The 18076-nt window shown below is 70.8% G+C and carries 14 protein-coding genes, 1 other RNA gene and 2 pseudogenes; 3 read left to right on the top strand and 14 right to left on the bottom strand.

The features are described 5' to 3' along the window. Positions 1 to 153 precede the first annotated feature (153 nt). The 8 genes from JNW87_RS19585 to pruA all read right to left on the bottom strand — a co-directional run bounded on the left by JNW87_RS19585 (position 154) and on the right by pruA (position 7345). Positions 154 to 624, bottom strand: a complete 471-nt coding sequence (locus JNW87_RS19585; RefSeq protein ID WP_238454174.1) for a hypothetical protein — start codon at positions 622 to 624, stop codon at positions 154 to 156. Positions 625 to 969: 345 nt separating this feature from the next. After that, positions 970 to 1345, bottom strand: a transfer-messenger RNA (tmRNA) gene (gene ssrA, locus JNW87_RS19580). A gap of 105 nt (positions 1346 to 1450) precedes the next feature. Next, entirely contained in the window at positions 1451 to 1930 is a 480-nt protein-coding gene (gene smpB / locus JNW87_RS19575; RefSeq protein WP_109802327.1) for an SsrA-binding protein SmpB, read from the bottom strand. 135 nt (positions 1931 to 2065) lie between these two features. Continuing rightward, positions 2066 to 2941 (bottom strand): permease-like cell division protein FtsX, encoded by an 876-nt coding sequence (ftsX, locus tag JNW87_RS19570; protein WP_109802317.1) that lies wholly within the window; start codon positions 2939 to 2941, stop codon positions 2066 to 2068. A 71-nt stretch (positions 2942 to 3012) separates the two neighbouring features. Beyond that, positions 3013 to 3693: a cell division ATP-binding protein FtsE gene (gene ftsE, locus JNW87_RS19565; protein WP_109802316.1), complete on the bottom strand. Its 681-nt coding sequence runs from the start codon at positions 3691 to 3693 to the stop codon at positions 3013 to 3015. A gap of 118 nt (positions 3694 to 3811) precedes the next feature. Further along, positions 3812 to 4933, bottom strand: coding sequence for a peptide chain release factor 2 (gene prfB / locus JNW87_RS19560; protein WP_109802315.1), 1122 nt, complete (start codon positions 4931 to 4933; stop codon positions 3812 to 3814). A 65-nt stretch (positions 4934 to 4998) separates the two neighbouring features. Further along, positions 4999 to 5514 (bottom strand): PadR family transcriptional regulator, encoded by a 516-nt coding sequence (locus tag JNW87_RS19555; protein ID WP_109802314.1) that lies wholly within the window; start codon positions 5512 to 5514, stop codon positions 4999 to 5001. 202 nt (positions 5515 to 5716) lie between these two features. Continuing rightward, positions 5717 to 7345: an L-glutamate gamma-semialdehyde dehydrogenase gene (pruA, locus tag JNW87_RS19550; RefSeq protein WP_109802313.1), complete on the bottom strand. Its 1629-nt coding sequence runs from the start codon at positions 7343 to 7345 to the stop codon at positions 5717 to 5719. 458 nt (positions 7346 to 7803) lie between these two features. Between pruA and JNW87_RS19545 the strand changes: the two genes are divergently transcribed. After that, a complete protein-coding gene (locus JNW87_RS19545; protein WP_109802326.1) occupies positions 7804 to 8841 on the top strand; it encodes a hypothetical protein in 1038 nt (345 codons plus the stop codon). Between the two features lie 31 nt (positions 8842 to 8872). On the opposite strand, the gene JNW87_RS19540 is transcribed toward JNW87_RS19545, so the two are convergent. From JNW87_RS19540 to secA, 4 genes are all read right to left on the bottom strand, one after another. After that, entirely contained in the window at positions 8873 to 9382 is a 510-nt protein-coding gene (locus tag JNW87_RS19540; protein ID WP_238454173.1) for a DUF6912 family protein, read from the bottom strand. Positions 9383 to 9707: 325 nt separating this feature from the next. Continuing rightward, positions 9708 to 10922: a transposase gene (locus JNW87_RS19535; RefSeq protein ID WP_238454172.1), complete on the bottom strand. Its 1215-nt coding sequence runs from the start codon at positions 10920 to 10922 to the stop codon at positions 9708 to 9710. A gap of 36 nt (positions 10923 to 10958) precedes the next feature. After that, positions 10959 to 11159 carry a hypothetical protein gene (locus tag JNW87_RS19530; RefSeq protein WP_146231100.1) on the bottom strand — a complete coding sequence of 67 codons (201 nt, stop codon included), beginning with the start codon at positions 11157 to 11159 and terminating at the stop codon, positions 10959 to 10961. A 291-nt stretch (positions 11160 to 11450) separates the two neighbouring features. Beyond that, positions 11451 to 14372, bottom strand: coding sequence for a preprotein translocase subunit SecA (gene secA / locus JNW87_RS19525; protein ID WP_109802309.1), 2922 nt, complete (start codon positions 14370 to 14372; stop codon positions 11451 to 11453). 161 nt (positions 14373 to 14533) lie between these two features. Here secA and JNW87_RS19520 point away from each other — a divergent pair, with 161 nt between their 5' ends. Next, the gene (locus JNW87_RS19520; RefSeq protein WP_238454171.1) at positions 14534 to 15712 is read left to right on the top strand and encodes a GNAT family N-acetyltransferase; all 1179 of its coding nucleotides are present in this window, start codon (positions 14534 to 14536) and stop codon (positions 15710 to 15712) included. Next, a pseudogene (locus JNW87_RS19515) lies at positions 15709 to 16823 on the top strand (GNAT family N-acetyltransferase). Before JNW87_RS19520 ends, JNW87_RS19515 begins: the two are co-directional and overlap by 4 nt. Before the next feature lie 74 nt (positions 16824 to 16897). Here JNW87_RS19515 and hpf read toward each other — a convergent pair. Together hpf and JNW87_RS19505 are read right to left on the bottom strand one after the other, a co-directional pair. Further along, a complete protein-coding gene (gene hpf / locus JNW87_RS19510) occupies positions 16898 to 17545 on the bottom strand; it encodes a ribosome hibernation-promoting factor, HPF/YfiA family (RefSeq protein ID WP_109802307.1) in 648 nt (215 codons plus the stop codon). Between the two features lie 248 nt (positions 17546 to 17793). After that, positions 17794 to 18076 (bottom strand): annotated as a pseudogene (locus JNW87_RS19505) (ComF family protein); the annotation flags it as partial.

Genomic DNA, 18076 nt, shown 5'->3' with positions numbered 1-18076 from the left:
GTGAACGCGATCAGCACACCCACCACCGGCCACCGGCCGCGAGGGGCCGCCCTGGGCGCGGGATTCCACCTCCACGCCCATGCATCCCCACCACGATGGAAACGATCCCGGAAACTCAATCCGACCCAGGATCGCTTAGCTGATCAGAGACGCTCAGGTCTCCCCGCCCAGATCGGCCTGGTACGCCTCCCAGAGCAGGTCGGCGCCGCGCTGCCGGTGCCGGTGCAGCGCCCGCAGCAGCTGCCCCGCCCGACCGCGCAGCTCCTCGTCGGGTACGCCGGGCAGCTCGGCGACGTGCTGGAGGGCGGCGATCGCCGTGGCGATGGCGGCGTGCTCCCGGGTGAGCAGGCGGACCCCCCGGTCCAGGCGTGGGGCCTGGTGCAGCAGCTCCACGTAGAGGCCGGTGGGTCCCTCGGTGAGCTGGACGTGCTCGGCGAAGCCCTGCCGGACCGGGCCGAGGCGGGTGATCAGCCGCTCCCGCCAGTGGGGTTCTCCGGCGGGCGCGGCGAGCGCCCGGGCGAGAGTGCGCACCTCGCCGTGGAGGGTGGGCCGGTGCTGGCGCGCGACGGGCGGAGGGGCCGCCGCGACGGCGGTGGACGGCTGCTGGATCGGACCGGTGACCATGGGCACCTCCCGCGCTGCTGTGCTACCGCGTACAGCGATGGTGAACCCGCCCGACGGCCCTGTCCAGGGCCCCCGGATGCCTCATCTGCCCCATCCGTCCCACCCGCCCCAGCAGCGCTCACCGGCCCCGGGCCGCGGGCGGCCACCGTCGGCACCCCGACCACCGCCTCGTCCCCGGCCCGGTAGGCGACCGCCCCGGCGGCCACCTCGGCGGTGGCCAGGTCGACGGTGCGGGTGCCCAGCGCGCCGCCGGCAGTGTGGGGCGGCCGGGCAACCGGGGTGGGACCGCCTGGTCCGGAGACGACTGCGCGCCCCGGTCCAGGTGGACCGGGGCGCACAGTCAGGTGGTGGAGGTGCCGGGAATCGAACCCGGGTCCTTCGCCGGTTTGTCAGGGCTTCTCCGAGCGCAGCTCGCTATGCCTCTACTCGGCCCCACCGCTCACGCGAGCGAGTTGGTGTGACGGGCCCAGTCGCTGATTCATCTCGCCGCACGGACCCCGCGACCGGGTCCGATTGGCCAGCCTTCTAGCTGATGCCGGCTAACTGGGTCGAAGGCGCTCCCAGGCCGACAGACTCACTACTCGCCTCAGGCGGCGAGAGCGAAGTCAGCGCGATTGTTCTTGGCGCTTATTGGTTTCCGACGAACGATTCTCGAGACGACGTCGGCTTCCTCGGCTCGCTTCCCCTGCCGCAACGTACGAAGTCGAAACCAGTCACCCCCTCGACGGGCCACCTTCGTGGTGGCACTGACAAGCCTAACGCCTGCCGCAACGGGTTTCATCCCCAGCCCCGGGCCGGACATGCCGACCGGAACAAAGCGGGCAAATCACTCGTCCATGCCCTTGCCACGCCGGCCGGCCACCCGGGCGATCTCCCGGTCGGCGTCCCGCTTGGCGAGGTCCTGCCGCTTGTCGTACGACTTCTTACCCTTGGCCAGGGCGATCTCCACCTTCGCCCAGCCGTCGGAGAAGTAGACCTGCAACGGCACCATGGTCAGGCCGCCCTCGCGGGTCTTGCCGATCAGCCGGTCGATCTCCAGCCGGTTGAGCAGCAGCTTGCGGGTACGCCGGGGCTCGTGGTTGGTCCAGGTGCCCTGGGTGTACTCCGGGATGTGCATGCCGTGCAGGTAGAGCTCGCCGTTGCGCTCCTGGGCGAACGCGTCGACCAGCGACGCCCGCCCGGCCCGCAGCGACTTGACCTCGGTGCCGGTCAGCGCCATGCCCGCTTCGTACGTGTCGAGGATGGCGTAGTCGTGCCGCGCCTTCTTGTTGGAGGCGACCACCTTGCGACCCTTTTCCCGTGGCATCGGCGCCACCCCCTTCCGGCTGACCCACGACCGGTGGCCGGCCGCGGGGCGGAGATCATGCTACCCGAATGACAAGGACCCTCCCGCGCCGTTTATTCCTGGCAAGGGAGGGTCCTCTGCGGAGCCGGTACGCGACTAGACGCGCAGGTAGAACCGGAGCGTGACCCAGGCGGTGATGGCGCTGACCAGGCCGCCGACGCCCGCCATGAGCGGGAACATCAGGAAGATGTCGCCCCACGAGACCGGCGTGATCAGGCCCTCCAGGGCCTGCATGGACCCACCGCCGGCGAAGACCTTCAGGGCGGCCAGCGCGACCAGGCCGAGGAGCGAACCGATCAGGCCGGCGACCACGGCCTCCAGCACGAACGGCGCCTGAATGAACCAGTTGGAGGCGCCGACCAGCTTCATGACCGCGACCTCACGCCGCTTGCTGTAGGCGGCCACCTGGATGGTGTTGGCCACCAGGAGCAGCGCGGCGATCGCCATCACGATCGCGATGGCCAGCGCGAAGTTCTGGATCCCGGTGAGGACGCCGAAGACCTTGTCGAGCAGCTTGCTCTGGTCGACGATCTCGTCGACCCCCTCGGTGTCCTTGTACTGGTCGTAGATGTTCTTGTACTGCTCGGGGTTGACCAGCTTGAGCCGGAAGGACTCGGGCAGCTGGTCCGGCTTGACCGCGTTCACCAGGTCCGGAGCGTCCTGGTACATCTCCTGGAAGCGCTTGTACGCCTCGTCCTTGTTGACGTACGTGACCTCCTTCACCAAGGGGTCGCTCTTCAGCTTGGCGTCGAGATCGGCTTGCTGCTGCGGGTTGACGTCGGTCTTCAGGAAGATCGAGACCTCGATGTTCTCGTAGTAGAGGTCCTTCATGTCGCCGACCTTCTGGAACAGCAGACCGCTGCCGCCCAGCATGAACAGTGACACCGCCAGAGTGATGATCATGGCGATAGTCATTGTGACGTTGCGCCACAGTCCGACCAGTACCTCGGACAGGACGTATTTCACGCGCATCGGGAATTCCTCCGGCTCTCCGGCATGAGGTGTTCGTCGTCAGGGTCCACGGCTCGCGGCCGAGCGCCGGCTCAGCCGTAGACGCCGCGGGCCTGGTCGCGCACGATGCGGCCGCTCTCGATCTCGACGACGCGGCGGCGCATCTGGTTCACGATGTTGGAGTCGTGCGTGACCATCACGACGGTGGTGCCGGTGCGGTTGATCCGGTCCAGCAGGCGCATGATCTCGATCGAGGTGTCCGGGTCCAGGTTTCCGGTGGGCTCGTCCGCCAGCAGGATCAGCGGACGGTTCACGAACGCCCGGGCGACGGCGACGCGCTGCTGCTCACCGCCGGAGAGCTCGTGCGGGTAGCGGTGCTCCTTGCCACCGAGCCCGACCAGCTCCAGCACCTCCGGCACGACCCGGCGGGCGACCGCCTTGGTCTTGCCGATCACCTCGAGGGCGAACGCCACGTTCTCGTACGCGGTGCGGTTGGGCAGCAGCCGGAAGTCCTGGAAGACACAGCCGATGGAACGCCGGAAGTGGGGTCGCTTCCAGGAACGCATCGAGGTGACGTCCTTGCCGTTCACGACGACGCGACCCTTGTTGGGGCTGACCTCGTGGAGCAGCATCTTGATGATCGTGGACTTGCCGGAGCCGGATGGACCGATGAAGAAGACGAACTCGCCCTTCTCGATCGAGACGGACACGTTGTCGAGCGAAGGCCGGGACGCCTTCGGGTACGTCTTCGTCACTTGCTCAAGCTGAATCACGGGTCGGTAGTCTACGCGGTGTAACCGGAGAGCCAAGCCCCCCGCCCCTCGGTAGCGAGTCGCGTCATCTATTTACTGCCTGACGTGGAGATCGATGACGCGCTCCGCCCCCGGTTGATCACACAGTGTCGCCGGCCATCTGCTGCTGCTTGCGCCAGCGGATACCCGCCTCGATGAAGCTGTCCAGCTCGCCGTCGAAGACCGCGGACGGATTGCCCGTCTCCTGCTCGGTACGCAGATCCTTCACCATCTGATACGGGTGCAGGACGTACGAGCGCATCTGGTCGCCCCACGACCCGGCGGCGTCGGTCTTCAGGCCCGCCATCTTGGCCTGCTCCTCCTGGCGCTTGCGCTCCAGCAGCCGGGCCTGGAGCACGCGCAGCGCGGAGGCCTTGTTCTGCAGCTGGGACTTCTCGTTCTGGCAGGTGACCACGATGCCGGTCGGGATGTGGGTGATCCGCACCGCCGAGTCGGTGGTGTTGACGCTCTGCCCGCCGGGGCCCGAGGAGCGGTAGACGTCGATCCGCATCTCGTTCTCGGGGATGTCGATGTGGTCGGTCTGCTCCACCACCGGCAGCACCTCCACGCCCGCGAAACTGGTCTGCCGGCGGCCCTGGTTGTCGAACGGGCTGATCCGGACCAGCCGGTGGGTGCCCGACTCGACGCTGAGCGTGCCGTACGCGTAGGGCACCTTCACGGTGAAGGTGGCGGACTTGAGGCCGGCCTCCTCGGCGTACGAGGTTTCGTAGACCTCGGTCGGGTAGCCGTGCCGCTCGGCCCAGCGCAGGTACATCCGGAGCAGCATCTCGGCGAAGTCCGCCGCGTCCACGCCACCGGCGCCGGCCCGGATGGCGACCAGCGCCTCCCGCGAGTCGTACTCGCCGGAGAGCAGGGTGCGGACCTCCATCTCCTGGATGGCCTTGGTCAGCCCGGTGATCTCGCTCTCCACCTCGGCGAGCACCCCGGGGTCGGACTCCGCCTCGGCCAGCTCCAGCAGCACGCCGGCGTCGTCGAGCCGGGAGCGGAGGCTGCCGAGCTTGCTGATCTCGCCGTTGACGTACGACAGCTGCGAGGTCACCGCCTGGGCCTTGGCCTGGTCGTCCCAGAGGTCCGGCGCGGACGCCTGCTCCTCGAGCCGGGCCTTCTCCTCGTGCAGCCGGTCCAGGTTGAGGACGGCCTCGATGTTCCGGAGGGTGGCGTCGAGTTCCTTGAGCTGTTCGGCATAATCGGCAGCGGTCACGACAAACAAGCGTACTTGGCTCCCGACGGTCCGTTCACCTCAGCCGCCCGACCCGCCGGGGCAGGTCAGCCGACCGGTGCGCTCTTCAGCCAGGACAGGGCCGCCTTGTGGTAGGCGACGGCGAACTCCAACGCGCTGGCGTCGTAGGTGTCGCCCTCCTTCTTGGCGTTCTTCACCTGCTCCCGGACCGCCGCCAGGGCCTCCGTGTGGTACTCGTTCGCCGAGGCGTACAGGTTCTTCAGCTGGCTCGCCGAGTGCAGGTCGCCGAAGGCGATCCGCAGCGCGATCGGGTTGCGGATGGTGTCCCGCCCCGGGTTCTCCGCCAGCCAGCGGGAAAATGTCCGTTTCCCGGCCGCGGTGATCGCGTACGGCTGACTCATCCGCGGCCCGGGCTTGCCGAGCCGCACGAAACCCCGCTCGGCCAGCACCGGCAACTCACGGTAGACCTGACTGCGGGTCATCGACCAGTACGGCGCCAACCGCCGTTCAGCGGCGGCCATCAGCTGGCCGCCTGTCATCGGGCCCTCGTGCAGCAGGCCCAGTAGGGCCGCCGCCGTGGGGTTGACTCCGGATTCCGCCATGCCTCTAAGCTGCCACTTTGCCGACCCGGCGTCCAGGATTTGCCGTTTTCGCCACCCAATGGGACTTCCAATGTGCACTGTCGGCGGACGACAGTCCGCCAAGGACATCGATCCCCTCCACCGGCCGGTCAGCTCCGTCCCGCCGGAGGGGCCGGCCCGACCGCCGGTGACGCTCCGTGCGCCACCGGCGGCCGTCGCCGGTTCAGCCCATGTGCGGGTACGTGTGGTCGGTCGGCGGGACGAAGGTCTCCTTGATCGTCCGCGGCGACATCCAGCGCACCAGGTTGTGCCAGGAACCGGCCTTGTCGTTGGTGCCGCTGGCCCGGGCGCCGCCGAAGGGCTGCTGCCCGACCACCGCGCCGGTCGGCTTGTCGTTGATGTAGAAGTTGCCGGCCGCGTAGCGCATCTTCTCGGCCACCGCGTCGACCACCCGGCGGTCGGTCGCGAAGATCGACCCGGTCAGCGCGTACGGCGCGATCGATTCGGCCTGGGCGACCACGTCGTCGAAGCCGGCGTCGTCGAAGACGTGCACGCCGAGGATCGGCCCGAAGTACTCGGTGGTGAAGGTCTCGTGCGCGGCGTCGCTGCACTCGAACAGGGTGGGCCGGACGAAGTACCCGACCGACTCGTCCGCCGTGCCGCCGGCCAGGACGCGGCAGGTGTCGTCGTTGTTGATCAGCTCCAGCGCGGCGGTGTGCCGGAAGAACGCCTTGTCGTCGATGACCGCCCCGCCGAAGTTGCTGAAGTCGGTGACGTCGCCGTAGGTCAGCGAGTCGGTGGTGGCGGCCAGCCGATCGCGCAGCCCGCCCTCCCAGAGCGAGCGCGGGACGTACGCCCGGGAGGCGGCCGAGCACTTCTGGCCCTGGTACTCGTAGGCGCCCCGGATCAGCGCGGTGTGCAGGGCGTCCACGTCGGCGCTGGTGTGCGCGACCACGAAGTCCTTGCCGCCGGTCTCGCCGACCAGCCGCGGGTAGCCCCGGTAGCCGGCGATGTTCTCGCCGACGGTCCGCCACAGGTGCTGGAAGACCTTGGTGGAGCCGGTGAAGTGGATGCCGGCCAGATCCGGGTCGGCCAGCACGACGTCGGAGACCTCCTCGCCACGCCCGGTGACCATGTTGATCACGCCGGGCGGCAGGCCGGCCGCCTCGAAGAGCCGCATGGTGAAGTGCGCCGCGAACTGCTGGGTCGGGCCCGGCTTCCAGACCACGGTGTTGCCGAGCAGGGCCGGTGCCGAGGGCAGGTTGCCGGCGATCGCGGTGAAGTTGAACGGGGTGACCGCGTAGACGAAGCCCTCGAGCGGGCGGTGGTCGAACCGGTTCCACACCCCCGGCGACGACTTCGGCTGAGCCTCCAGCAGCTGCCGGGCGAAATGCACGTTGAACCGGAGGAAGTCGATGAACTCGCAGGCCGCGTCGATCTCCGCCTGCACGGCGGTCTTGGACTGGCCGAGCATGGTGGCCGCGTTCAGGGTGTCCCGCCACGGACCGGCGAGCAGCTCGGCGGCGCGCAGGAAGATCGCGGCCCGCTCCTCGAACGGCAGCGCGCGCCACATCGGGGCGGCGTCCTTCGCGGCCTTGACGGCGGCGCGGGCGTCGTCGTGGGTGGCGTGGCCGGTGACGCCGAGCACGTGCGCGTGCTTGTGCGGCTGGACCACGTTGATCGACTCACCGCCGGCCATCCGCTGCTCACCGGCGATGGTCATCGGCAGGTCGATCCGCTCGGCGGCCAGCTCGGTGAGCCGCCGCTGAAGCCGCTCCCGGTCGGCGCTGCCCGGCTCGTAGGTGCGTACCGGCTCGTTGCGCGGCTCGGGTACGGAGAACACGGCGTCCATCACAGGCTCCTGTGCGATCTCGACGGCGGTGGCGAAACCGGACCCGCGGGCACCGACCGGACGGCCGGTCGCCGGGCACCGCGCGGTGGACCGGTCGCGGCGGCGGGACCTGCGCCGATTCTTCCATGCGACCCCCCTCGGGCCACCCCACCCCGGCTTCTGCCGGCCCCGGCCGTCGTTCCTCCCGCCGATGATCGGGACGGACCACCGCACACCGGACCGTAGGCAGGGACAGCCACAGAGGGGGCGAACCGTCGGCGAGCAGTCCAATGCTCCTGCGATCCTTCGGCGCGCCGCTGCCGCCCGGCCCGCCCACGTCGTCGGCGACCACCAGGCAGGCCCGGCCCCAGGCAGGCCCGGCCCGTGGACGGAGAGGGGCGCCCGGCGACGCGTACCCTGGATGGCCGGTGACCTGCCCGGCCGTCGCGGCCGATCCGGCGTCCGTCGAAGGGGAGACGATGAGCAACCAGCCCGGCAGCTCCACGGCTGCGGAACCGGACCAGCCCACGGCTGCCCCGGCCGAGGAGACCGCCCCGGTCGACGCGACCGGGCCGGCGCCGGCGGGCACCGGACGGGCCACCTTCGCACCCGGTGCCGTGGTGCTCGCGCTGCTGGCCGTCGGCTGGCTGGCGGCGATGCTCTGGTCGACCCGGGCCGCGATCCACTCGACCGCGGCCGGGGTCACCGCGATCAGCCTCTCCGCGTACGCGCTACCCGGTGTCATCTCGGCGGCGCTCGTCGCCGGCGCCGCGGTCGCCCTGGCGGTGACCAACCCGCTCACCCGGCGGACCGAACGCGCCACGCTGCGCTTCCTCGCCACCGTCGGCGCCGGCCTGCTGGTCGGGCTGGCCGCCGCGCTGGCGATCAACCTGACCTACGCCGACAACGCGACCACCAACACGATCGCCGGCACCACCGCGGCGGCGGCCATCATCGGCGGCGCGGTGGCCGGTGCCCGCAACGCCCGGGTGGTCGCCGCGACCGCGACCGCCGCGCTGGCCGCGCTGATCTTCGTGGTGGCCTTCAGCCGCGCCCGGGACCCGCTCTCCGACCTGTTCGGCGCGGGCGACACCCAGGAGTCGGTGCTCAGCGCCGCGAAGTGGGTCTCCCGGACGGAGTCCCTGCTGGCCGGGCTGCTCGCCGGGCTGGTCGCCTTCGGCTACCTGACCTGGTCGCGCCACCGGGCCCGCCGGGACCCGGCCGCGCCGCAGCCGCGCTGGCCGGCCTACCTGCTCGCCGGGGCGGGACCGGGCCTGCTCCTGCTGCTCACCGAGGTGATCATCCGGGTCGGCGGCCGGACGCTGCTCGACCTGGCCGCCGCGCTCAGCGACGCGGACGCGGTCGCGCAGACCGCGCTCGGCACCTCGCGGGTGGACAACGGCATCTGGGTGCTCTTCGTCGGGGCGCTGACCACGCTCATCGCCTTCGGCCGCACCCTCGGCCCGGCACCCGGCGCCGACGAGGCGGAACCGGCCGAGGACGAGCCGGCCCGCTGAGGTCCGGCGGCCGGCGGGCCGCAGGCCGCGGTCAGGAGACCGAGCGGAGCAACAGGTTCAGCTCGGTCACGTCGTACCACTCCAGCTCGTGGTCCTCCGCACCGTCGACCGTGAACTGGGCGTCCGGGTCGCCGGCCTGCGCCTCGGCGATCACCTCAGCTGCGGCAACCACGTCCTCCACCGCCTCCGCGCCGTCAACGTGAATCGCGGCGACCGACGTCACCGGCACCGGCCCGGTCAGCCGGACGAGGCTGGACCCGAGATCCCCGTCCATCCGGCCGACCGCCGACGCCGGCAGATCCACCGAGACCACCACCCGACGGCGGGGTGCGGCCGGGTCGGCCCGGAGCAGGAGCAGCGCGTCCTGGGCGGCCCGGGTGAAGGCGACGTACTCCAACTCCTCCTCGTCACCCTCGGCGTACCACTCGCGCAGCTGGGGGGTGACCGCGTGCGCCTCGCCGTCGGCGAGTCCCTGCTCGCGCAGCCGCGACAGCATCGGGACGGTCGCCGGCACGTACACCCGGACAAGCTCGTCGGTCACGGTGTCTCCCCTGCTCAGGCCCCAACCGGCGGACGCCGGCCGCGGGCGCCGATGATGCCTTACGCCGTGACCGTCATACACCTCGCACCCGCCCGGGAGAAGTTTCCCGCCGGTGTGTCCCGTCGGTCGTGGCCGGACGCGACCGGAACACCGCTGGTTCAGCAACGCCACTGATGGTGAAACTGAGGCAAACGACGTCAACCGTTCAGAGAATCTGAGTGATTCTCTTCCTGCTTCGTTGGTCCATGCCTCGGTGAGCCGAGGTCTTACTGGTCCTCCACAGGCGTTTCGTGTCTCCGGGGAACTGCCCGGCGACAGTTGCGTGTCAGGTGGCGGCGTGCATGGCGGTGAGGAGATTTCGGGCGGCATTGTGGTCTCGGTTGTGGGTGGCGCCGCAGCGGCACGTCCAGGACCGGTCGGACAGGGTCAGTCCGGCGTTGACCGCCCTACAGACGGAGCAGGTCTTCGTGGACGGGTACCAGCGGTCGGCGGCCCATACCGTCGACCCGTACCAGGTGGTCTTGTACTGCAACTGCCGTACGAACTCGGCGAACCCTGCATCGGAGACGGCGCGGGCCAGGCGGCGGTTGCGGAGCATGCCCGCCACGTTGAGGGACTCGACGGCGATGGCGCGTTTGGATGTCGCGAGCCTCGTCGTCAATTGGTGCAGAAAATCGGCCCGCTGGTGGGCGACCTTCAGGTGCACGGAAGCGATCTTCCGGACGGCCTTGGCCCGGTTCGCCGACCCCCGCTGGCAGCGGGCCAGCGCCTGATTCGCCCGGCGCAGCTTCCGCTGCGCCGCCTTCAACGCCCGAGGCGCGTGGATCTCCTCCACTTGGCCCGTGTCGTCGGCGATGACCGCGAACGTGGCGAGTCCCAGATCGATGCCACAGGTCGGCGCGTCGGCCGCAACCGCACGACGGGTGTCGACGTCCGTGCGATCGATCTCGAGCTGGAAAGACACCCACCAGCGCCCCGCCTGCTGGCGCACCGTCGCGCCGATGATCCGGGCCCGGCCGTCACCGATGCGTCCGGTCAACCACGACATGTCCTCCCGGGTGCGCACAGGGCCGACCCCGGGCAACGCGACCATACTCGGGCCGGTGGGGTGGGCTCGGTCGGCGTCATAGCGGAACCGAAACCCATGCCTGCGCTTCCGCCAGGTCGGAAACCCGACCCTGCCGCCCCGGCGTGCACCCTTACGCGAATCGGCCCAGTTCCTCAACCCGGCCGCCCGTACCCGACACGCCTCCTTCGGCACCCGCGACGACAACCCTGCCTGAGTGAACCAGGGGTATGCGGTGGGATGGGCCGCCCGCCACGCCTTCTCCAACGCCGGCGCCGACCACGGCACCGGCGTCAACCGTTCTTCGCCGATGCCGTAGGTGCGCTCGGCGTTGCGCTGATCCAGGGCTGCCTTGACCAGAGCGAGGCAGAAGTTCTCCACCACCCGCGACAACCCCGCGTGCTGAGCCAGCCGGGCACATTGCTGCACGGTCGGATCCAACTCGACCCGGAAACCTTGTCTGACCCGGCTCATCCGGCCGCCACAATTGCCTCCATCGCAGCTCCCGCCTTACCGGGCCGCCGAACCACACCCATACATGCGGACACAGCAAGAGGTCACAGCGTCCACGACGTCTTCCACCAGTTCATCCGCGACCTCAGCTTCGTCGAGGACGACGATGCGGCGGCCGGTCGCGGCCAGCGCGCACGACGAGCCCTGCACCCCGAAGCGGGCCAGCCGACCGCGATGCTCGACCACGGCCGTCGTCACCCCCGGATCCCGCAACAGCAGCCTCGCCAACCTCGGCCGGTCGCCATTCGACGCACCGGCACCGGCATCCGCCGAGTCCGAGCCCACGACGACCGGTCTGGTAGTGCACACCATTCCGACACGCCCACCCGACAACGTCACCCACTGATGATCACTGAGAAGAACCGAGAATCACTAACGACACGCCAGCAGTTTCCGTTCAATCCGCGCGTGGCGAAGGATGCCGGACGGGCGCGGACGCGGACGGGCCCCGGCCGTTTCCGACCGGGGCCCGTCGTTGCTGCGGGTTGCTCAGGCGCCGTTGTTCGGCGCGCCGTGGCAGCGCTTGTACTTGCGGCCGGAGCCGCACGGGCAGGGCGCGTTGCGGGACGGGCCCGCCTCGGCGCCGTCCACCTGACCCGGGGCCGCCCGACGCGCGGTGCTCGCCGCGACGGCGTGGCCGCTCATGCCGGCCGCCGCCGGGCGACGCGGCGAGGACGGGTTGGCCGGGGCGGCCGGCCGGGCCGTCTTCTCCGGGCTGCCCAGGCCGAGGGCCGGCGCCTGCTGCTCAGCCGGCTCGACGGCCACCGCACCGGCGCCCGCCTCACCGTCGATGGTGGGCGCGGAGTACTGCAGGCCCTGCTGCTGCGGGGCGCGGTTGAGGCCCTTGGCGCGGATCTCCACCGGCTTCTCCAGCAGCTGCACCTCCTCGGCCTCCGGCTCGGGCTCCTCGACCTGGACCTCCAGGTTGTAGAGGAAGCCGACCGTCTCCTCCTTGATGCCGTCCATCATGGTGGCGAACATGTCGAAGCCCTCGCGCTGGTACTCGATGACCGGGTCGCGCTGGGCGTACGCCCGCAGGCTGATGCCCTCCTGCAGGTAGTCCATCTCGTAGAGGTGCTCGCGCCACTTGCGGTCGATGACCTGCAGCAGCACCATCCGCTCGAGCTGGCGTACCGCCTCCTCGCCGAGCGTCTCCTCGCGCCGGTCGTACGCGGCGTGCGCGTCCTCCTTGAGCCGGGCGAGCAGGAAGTCCTGGTCGAGGCCGGCGCGGGAGCCGACCTCCTCCTCCAGCTCCTCGACGGTGACATCCACCGGGTAGAGCTGCTTGAGGCTGGACCAGAGCTGGTCCAGGTCCCAGTCCTCGGCGTAGCCGTCGCTGGTGGCGCCCACGACATAAGCGCTGATCACGTCGTCGATCATGTTGCGGACCTGCTCGGAGAGGTCCTCGCCGTTGAGCACCCGGAGGCGCTCGGCGTAGATCACCTGACGCTGCTTGTTGAGCACCTCGTCGTACTTCAGGACGTTCTTCCGGATCTCGGCGTTCTGACCCTCGATCTGGGCCTGCGCGCTCTTGATCTGGCGGGTGACCATCTTCGACTCGATGGGTACGTCCTCCGGGATGTTGAAGCGCTCCATCACCGCCTCGACCGCGCCGGCCCGGAAGCGCTTCATCAGCTCGTCCTGCAGCGAGAGGTAGAAGCGGGACTCGCCCGGGTCACCCTGGCGACCGGCCCGACCACGCAGCTGGTTGTCGATGCGCCGGGACTCGTGCCGCTCGGTGCCCAGCACGTAGAGGCCACCGGCCGCGGCGACCTCCTCCGCCTCGACGTCGCAGGCCTGCTTCCACTGGGGCAGGACCTCCTCCATCGCCTTGGCGTACTCCTCCGGCTGCTCGACCGGGTCGAGGCCGCGCTGGCGCAGCTCGTTGGCGGCGAGGAACTCGGGGTTGCCGCCGAGCAGGATGTCCGTACCGCGACCGGCCATGTTCGTGGCGACGGTGACCGCGCCCTTGCGCCCGGCCTGAGCGACGATCTCCGCCTCCTTGGCGTGGAACTTCGCGTTCAGCACGGAGTGCGGGATGCCCCGGCGGCGCAGCAGCGTGGAGAGGATCTCGGAGTTCTCCACCGAGACGGTGCCGACGAGCACCGGCTGACCGGCCTGATGCCGCTCGGCGATGTCCTCGATGACCGCGTTGAACTTGGCCTTCTCGGTCTTGTAGATCACGTCGGCCCGGTCGAGCCGGACCATCGGCCGGTGCGTCGGGATGGTCACCACGCCGACCTTGTAGACCTTGTTGAACTCGCTCGCCTCGGTCTGGGCCGTGCCGGTCATGCCGGAGAGCTTCTCGTAGAGGCGGAAGTAGTTCTGGAGGGTGATGGTGGCCAGGGTCTGGTTCTCCTGCTTGATCTCCACCCCCTCCTTGGCCTCGATCGCCTGGTGCATGCCCTCGTTGTAGCGGCGGCCGTGCAGGATGCGGCCGGTGAACTCGTCGACGATCAGGACCTCGCCGTCGCTGACGATGTAGTCCTTGTCGCGCTTGTAGAGCTCCTTGGCCTTGATCGCGTTGTTCAGGTAGCCGACCAGGGGCGTGTTCACCGACTCGTAGAGGTTGTCGATGCCGAGCCGGTCCTCGACCTTGGCCACGCCGCGCTCGCTGATCGCGATGGTCCGCTTGGCGTAGTCGACCTCGTAGTCGCCCTCGCCGTCGGTGCCGGGCTGGAGCCGGGCCACCACGCCGGCGAACTCCTGGTACCAGCGGGCGGAGTGCTCGGCCGGGCCGGAGATGATCAGCGGGGTGCGGGCCTCGTCGATGAGGATCGAGTCGACCTCGTCGACCACGGCGAAGTTGTGGCCGCGCTGCACCAGCTCGTCCTTCGACCAGGCCATGTTGTCGCGCAGGTAATCGAAGCCGAACTCGTTGTTGGTGCCGTAGGTGATGTCGCACTCGTACGCGGCGCGGTGCTCGCTGGCCGGCCGGTTCGGCAGCACCACGCCGACGGTCAGGCCGAGGAACTCGTGCACCCGGCCCATCCAGGCGGCGTCCCGCTGGGCCAGGTAGTCGTTGACCGTGACCACGTGCACGCCCTTGCCGGAGAGCGCGTTGAGGTAGACCGCCATGACCGAGGTCAGGGTCTTGCCCTCACCGGTCTTCATCTCGGCGATGTTGCCGAAGTGCAGCGCCGCGCCGCCCATCACCTGGACGTCGTACGGCCGCTGGCCGAGCACTCGGGCGGCCGCCTCGCGGACCGTGGCGAAGGCCTCGGGCAGCAGGTCGTCGAGGGTCTCACCGTCGGCGAGCCGTTCACGGTACTGCTCGGTCAGGCCGCGCAGCTCGTCGTCCGTGAGGTTGACGTAGTCGTCCTCGATCGAGTTGACGGCGGCGGCGACGGCCTTGAGCCGGCGCACCATACGGCCCTCGCCCGCGCTAAGGACCTTTTCCAGAATCGACACGGATCAACGCTCCCCTAGACAGTCTCGAACCATCGTAGGCGCTCCGCCGCGGCGATGGTCACTGGTGGCGGCGGTCCGGGGCAGCGAAACCGACATAACGTGCGGCCCACGCCCTGACCGGCGGTTTATCGGGTTACGCCCAGCGCGAACGATCCGGCACGATGGCTCGGGTGGAGCCTGTGGAGATCACCGAGGACGGCCTGCTGCTACGACCCTGGCGGACGGAGGACGCCGACGCGGTGCACCGCGCCTGCCAGGATCCGGACATCCAGCGCTGGACCACCGTACCCCGCCCGTACCTGCCCGAACACGCCCTCGGGTTCGTCACCGAGATCAGCGGCAAGGCCTGGGCGGACGGCACCGGGGCGCCGTTCGCGGTCTGCGACGCGGCGACCGGCGAGCTGCTCGCCTCCGCCGGCCTCGTCTCCATCGACCGGGGCCTCGACTCCGCCGAGGTGGGCTACTGGACCGCGCCCTGGGCCCGCGGCCGGGGCGTCGCGGTGCGGGCCACCCGGGCGGTGGCCCGCTGGGCGTTCGACGCGCTGAAGCTGCGCCGGGTCATCTGGCAGGCCGAGGTCGGCAACCACGCCTCCCGGCTGGTGGCGCTCCGGGCCGGCTTCCGGATCGAGGGCGAGCTGCGACTGGCCCACCCGGCGGCCGGCGGTCGCCCGGAGGGCTGGATCGGCTCCCTCCTCCCGGCCGAACTGGCCGCGCCGGGCGAGCCCACGCCGGCCGGCCCGGACACCCTCCAGGCCCGCCGGGCCGCCGTCTTCGGCCGGCCGCAGCCCGTCCTCTTCGCCACCGCCGGGGCCACCGAGCTGCGGCTGCGCCCGATGGAGGAACGGGACCTCGACGCCGTCGTCACCACCTGCCGCGACGAGGACACCATCCGCTGGACCACGGTCCCCCACCCGTACCAGCGCGCGCACGCCGAGGGCTTCATGCGGGACTTCGCCGCAGCCGCCTGGGCCCGGGGCACCGGCGCCTACTACGCCATCGCCGACAGCCACGACCGATACGTCGGATCGGTGGACCTGCGGATCTCACCCGCCGACCCGCTCAACGGCGACGTCGGCTTCATGACCGCCCCGCACGCCCGGGGCCGGGGCTACATGCCCGCCGCCGTGGGCGCCCTGACCGCGTGGGGCTTCACCACGCTGCGCCTGGCCCGGATCGAGTGGCGGGCGCTGGCCGGCAACACCGCCTCCCGCCGGGTCGCCGAGAAGGCCGGCTTCGCCTTCGAGGGCACCGCCCGTGGCGTGCTGCCCGCCCGGGACGGCCGGGGCGACGCCTGGGTCGCCGCCCTGCTCGCCGCGGACCTCACGCGAGGGCCGACGTGACCCCGCAGGTGATCGAGGCCGACGGGGTACGGCTGCGACCGTTCCGCCTCGACGAGGTGGCGGACATCGCCGCGGCCTGCGCCGATCCACTGACCCAGCGGTTCATCTCCGGCCTGCCGACCCGTACACCGAGGAGACCGCCCGTTGGTGGGTCACCGAGGGCGCCCCCGCGGCCTGGACCGCCGGCGGCGCCGCGTACGCGATCGCGGACCCGGCCAGCGACCGGCTGCTCGGCGGCGTGGGCCTGAGCCAGGTGGTGCCCTTCCGCGCGCAGGCGCAGATCGGCTACTGGGTGGCGCCGTGGGCGCGGAGCCGCGGCGTGGCGAGCGCCGCCACCCGCGCCCTGGCCGGGCACGCCTTCGCCACCGGGACGGCCCGGCTGGAGCTGCTCACCCACCCGGAGAACACGCCCAGCCAGCGGGTCGCGCTGGCCGCCGGCTTCCGGCACGAGGGGGTACGCCGGTCCGCCAGCCCGGTCCGCGGGGGTGGCTGGCACGACCTGATCGCCTGGGTACGCCTCGCCGACGACCCGCCCGGACCGGCCGCCCGGCTCCTGCCCGACCTGCCCGACGGCCGGCTCACCGACGGCGTGGTGACCCTGCGCCCGCTGGGCCCGGACGACGTGGACGCGATGTACCGGCTGCACACCCGGCCCGAGGTGGTGGCGAACCGGGTACCGCCGGTGGCGCCCACCAGGGCCGCGATCGAGCGGCGCTGCCGGCGGGCGGAGAGCCACTGGCTGGCCGGCGGCTCGGCCGACTTCGCCGTGCTGGACGCGGCGACCGGGGCGGTGACCGGCGGCTGCGCGCTGGTGTACGACGAACCGTCGACCGGCCAGGCCATGCTCGGCTACAGCCTGCTGCCGGAGGCCCGCGGGCGGGGGCTGGCCACCCGGACGGTGGGGCTGCTCGCCGGCTGGGCTCTCGGCGTCGGGCTGGCCCGGCTCTGGGCCGGCACCCGGCCGGAGAACGTCGCGTCGCAGCGGGTGCTCGAGAAGGTCGGCTTCCGCCGGGAAGGGCTGGCCCGTGGCCGGTTGCCCGGCCCGGACGCCACCCGGGTCGATTCCGTCGTGTACGGCCTGCTCGCGGCCGACCTGCCGGCGGCGCACTGAGGCGGGAGACGACGCGGAGCCGTGGTGGTCGCCCACCACGGCCCCGCCGCCGGTGTCTGCGGGGTGGTCAGGGGTCAGGCGTCGAGGGAGATGATCCCGTAGTCGTAGGCGTGCCGACGGTAGACGACACTCGGCCGCCCGGACTCCTTGTCCTGGAACAGGTAGAAGTCGTGGCCGACCAGTTCCATCTGGAACAGGGCGTCGTCGACGGTCATCGGCTCGGCGGGGTGCACCTTCTCCCGCGCGATGTGCCACGGCTGATCGTCGTCGTACTCCTCGTAGCTGTCCTCGGGTCGTTCGGCGACCGCGGTGGCCGTCCTGGCGCCGTCGGCGAGCGCGGCGGGCACGGCTTCGCCGAGGTCGGCGACCGGCAGACCCGCGGTGGCGGCGGCGACGGAGAGCGGCGCGTGCCGCCCCCGGTGGACCCGGCGCCGGTCGGCCGCCCGGCGGAACCGGGTGTCCAGCTTGGCGATGGCCGCGTCCAGCGCGCTGTAGAAATCATTCGTGCAGGCCTCGGCCCGGATCACCGGGCCCCGTGAGACGCAGGTGATTTCCACCCGCTGGCAATGATCGGCCTGGCGCGGATTGCGCTCGTGGAACAACTCCACGTCGACCCGAATGAGCTTGTGGTCGTAGCGTTCGATCTTCGCGAGTTTCTCGGCTACGTGCACCCGGTAATGGTCCGGCACTTCGACGTTACGGCCCTTGACCACGATGTCCACGTGACCTCCCTTGTTCGGACGGTCGTTCGGTCCGGTACCCGGTCGGCACGCCTGGGAGATCCCCGTTCGGCGTCGACCGGTTCAGTACGGCTACGCCTCCTCTCACCGCCGGGGGCGGTTGGGAAGACCTCCTACCCCCGACAGCAGAACGCTAACTCCTGTTCGTGCGGCAGTCACCCCTTGTTGTCGAGACCGCCCAGGAATTTTCACAGCTCATACACCAAGGGGTGAAACGGAAACACGAAGCGTCACCTGTGGCGTCGTTTTTGCGTTGCGGCGAGCACCGCCGCGACGTCTGGCGTCATTCCCGCCGGGCGCAAAATTCGGCTCACCGCGGCCAGGGTCACCCCGGTGGTGACGATGTCGTCCAGCACCACCACCGCGGTGTCTGCGCCGACCCGCGGCGCAACGCCGAGCCGGCGCAGCCGGAACGCCGAGTCCGCCGCCGCGGCCCGGCCCGCGCTGTCCAGGGCGACCGAGTCCGGCCGGGGCAGGGCCCGCAGCGGCCGGACCACCCGCACCGGCCAGCCG

It is taken from the genome of Micromonospora sp. ATA51, from assembly GCF_016802855.1.
GTDB classification, from domain to species: Bacteria; Actinomycetota; Actinomycetes; order Mycobacteriales; family Micromonosporaceae; genus Micromonospora; species Micromonospora sicca.
Note: the sequence above shows the minus strand (reverse complement) of the source record. Positions and strands in the feature narration are given on the sequence as shown.

What these genes read in the sequence shown, in the direction of transcription:
- JNW87_RS19585 (WP_238454174.1), bottom strand. Translation starts at nt 624, where the DNA reads ATGGTCACCGGTCCGATCCAGCAGCCGTCCACCGCCGTCGCGGCGGCC.
- smpB (WP_109802327.1), bottom strand. Translation starts at nt 1,930, where the DNA reads ATGCCACGGGAAAAGGGTCGCAAGGTGGTCGCCTCCAACAAGAAGGCG.
- ftsX (WP_109802317.1), bottom strand. Translation starts at nt 2,941, where the DNA reads ATGCGCGTGAAATACGTCCTGTCCGAGGTACTGGTCGGACTGTGGCGC.
- JNW87_RS19555 (WP_109802314.1), bottom strand. Translation starts at nt 5,514, where the DNA reads ATGGCGGAATCCGGAGTCAACCCCACGGCGGCGGCCCTACTGGGCCTG.
- pruA (WP_109802313.1), bottom strand. Translation starts at nt 7,345, where the DNA reads ATGGACGCCGTGTTCTCCGTACCCGAGCCGCGCAACGAGCCGGTACGC.
- JNW87_RS19545 (WP_109802326.1), top strand. Translation starts at nt 7,804, where the DNA reads ATGAGCAACCAGCCCGGCAGCTCCACGGCTGCGGAACCGGACCAGCCC.
- JNW87_RS19535 (WP_238454172.1), bottom strand. Translation starts at nt 10,922, where the DNA reads ATGAGCCGGGTCAGACAAGGTTTCCGGGTCGAGTTGGATCCGACCGTG.
- JNW87_RS19520 (WP_238454171.1), top strand. Translation starts at nt 14,534, where the DNA reads ATGGCTCGGGTGGAGCCTGTGGAGATCACCGAGGACGGCCTGCTGCTA.